The sequence below is a fragment of the Zhenhengia yiwuensis genome (assembly GCF_014384995.1).
In the GTDB taxonomy this organism is placed as follows: domain Bacteria; phylum Bacillota; class Clostridia; order Lachnospirales; family Cellulosilyticaceae; genus Zhenhengia; species Zhenhengia yiwuensis.
Genome location: NZ_JACRSY010000093.1, coordinates 1 through 2101 on the forward strand (window position 1 = coordinate 1; position 2101 = coordinate 2101).

Annotated in this window: 4 protein-coding genes; all 4 read right to left on the reverse strand. The window is 34.1% G+C overall.

What is annotated here, in order from left to right:
• Nucleotides 1-141: 141 nt before the first annotated feature.
• Nucleotides 142-738, reverse strand: coding sequence for a hypothetical protein (locus H8718_RS19995; protein WP_249334821.1), 597 nt, complete (start codon nucleotides 736-738; stop codon nucleotides 142-144).
• A 72-nt stretch (nucleotides 739-810) separates the two neighbouring features.
• A complete protein-coding gene (locus H8718_RS20000) occupies nucleotides 811-1260 on the reverse strand; it encodes a hypothetical protein (RefSeq protein ID WP_249334822.1) in 450 nt (149 codons plus the stop codon).
• Between the two features lie 23 nt (nucleotides 1261-1283).
• Nucleotides 1284-1598, reverse strand: coding sequence for a hypothetical protein (locus H8718_RS20005; RefSeq protein ID WP_249334823.1), 315 nt, complete (start codon nucleotides 1596-1598; stop codon nucleotides 1284-1286).
• A gap of 104 nt (nucleotides 1599-1702) precedes the next feature.
• Nucleotides 1703-1990 carry a hypothetical protein gene (locus H8718_RS20010; protein WP_249334824.1) on the reverse strand — a complete coding sequence of 96 codons (288 nt, stop codon included), beginning with the start codon at nucleotides 1988-1990 and terminating at the stop codon, nucleotides 1703-1705.
• Nucleotides 1991-2101 lie beyond the last annotated feature (111 nt).

Below are 2101 nucleotides of genomic sequence, written 5' to 3' on the forward strand. Positions count from 1 at the left end.
TTAAGGAATGTAAAACAAAAAATATTTAAGGGTGGAGTTAAATATGAAATTTAAGACACTATTAATATAACTCTTCCACACAATAACTTATAACCCATTTTTACAATAAAAAAACAATAACTTTTCAATAACTATTAAATTCTAAATTTCTTTAAAGGACAATTTAATAAAAATGTTCGTTTGATTATTGTGTAAAGCCTTATTAAGTTGATTTGTATCAATAGGAATTCCTAAAGTAACAGTACTTGCAGTAGAATTTCCTGAATGGGCATGGCAAAGATATACTTCTGTTCCTAGATTTAATTCAATATCATCAGGTAACCAGGCCATTGAGTATTTGCTTAACTCTTCTTCCAAATCATATTTACCACTAGCATATCCATTTTCGCTACCTAGAAGATATCTTATTTTATCTTCTTGAATATTCAAGGCTATAGTTTTTGTGAGTATTTTTTCACTTGTATGGTCATTAATAAGAGCAATTATGGGTTCTTCTTTTATTTTTTTACCATCCTCATAAACTTCGTAGACTAGTTCAATCTCATAATTTTTGTTATTCGGAAGATCATCTAGATTATAAATTAACACTTTACTTCCTGTCAGATTTAATAGATACTCTTCTCTTTTGGATAGCTCTTCATAAACTAATTTGGGGGTTGCGTCCCGTTGTAGTTGGCATCCTACCATGCCTATTAAACACATAAAACACATCAATATTAATTTCATTTTTTTCACCATCCTTAACCACATCCTTATACGCTCTTTTATTTATATTATAACACACTGTTTAGACTATTTAATAAACATTCACTAACCCCTTATAAAAAGAGGAATTAGTCGCTTCACTATAATCTTCTTACGACGCTTTGTAAATGTATCGCCTGAAATATCAAGTATCTCACATATCCTATTAACTGTATACCTTTTAAAGTACTTCATTTCAATAAGCATATATTCTTCTTCAGTAAGGGTTGCTAGTATATTTTCTACCTTTTTCAACTCCCTTTCCTTGCGAGATATTGCACTTGTAAGGGCTACAACTTTCTCGCCTATCTTCTCATCCCTATGAATCACTTCATTCTCTACAGCGCTACTAAATGCATGTGTGACACTCCCAGCCTTCTCATTAAAGCTGTTTCCTCTAATACCAACGATTTCTTGTATTTCTTCGAGGTCTAACCTTAGATTATCAATTTCTACTTTTAACTTTGGTAACCCATAGAGGATACCTTCTACCTTGCTATAACTACTCTCCTTCACTTTGTCCCTCCTTGATGTCCTACTTACTTTAATAACTTCTCTATCAATTCAAGTATTTCAAATTCAACCACACTATTGGAGCCTTCCTTAGCGAGTTGCTGTAGCTTGTCCAGTATTGGGTGTAACTTAAGGAAGTACTCCCATTCCCACTCACCTTCCTTATAGGCTTCCATGAGTTCAGCTTTTTCTATTCGTGCCCTTGTTAAATCTATTTCACCTCTTTCGTATTGCTTGTATAAACCTCTTGAGGCAATATAATAGTTCTGTTTATAGGAGGCTAATCCTTGTGGCAATTCTTCGCCAGCTTTAGCCATCCCATCAAGTCGTTTTATGTCCATTTTCTCTCTCCTACTCATCACATCTTCCCTCACCCCATTTACATCGCGCTGGATTGCATAAAGAGTATGGGCTTGCCCATTCTGAGGGTAACTCATGCTCCAATTTACCTAGCAACTAATCCACTCACCTGAACGCAATAAGTATTTACCCATTGGTTCGTTCTCTTATCAAGGTAATTGGATTCGAACAATTCTCCTTCTACTACAACTAGTCTACCTATTAATTCTTCCACACTATTGTAGATGCTACCTGTAGTCATCCCATTAAATACAGTCGCCGTAATCTTTCGGAGTTTCCCTCTTTGCTGATTAACCACAGTAAACTTTAATACCTTCTCATTTTTCAGTCTTACCTCTTCTATATGTCCTTCAAACTTCACTTCATTTAGCATTTAGTCCTCCATTTTAGTTTAAATCTTCTCTTAGATTAGTTTTTATTTTTCTACCACACTACTACACTTCTATTAAGTCATTCTTTCACTTTTATTTCTCGGAACGTTTAG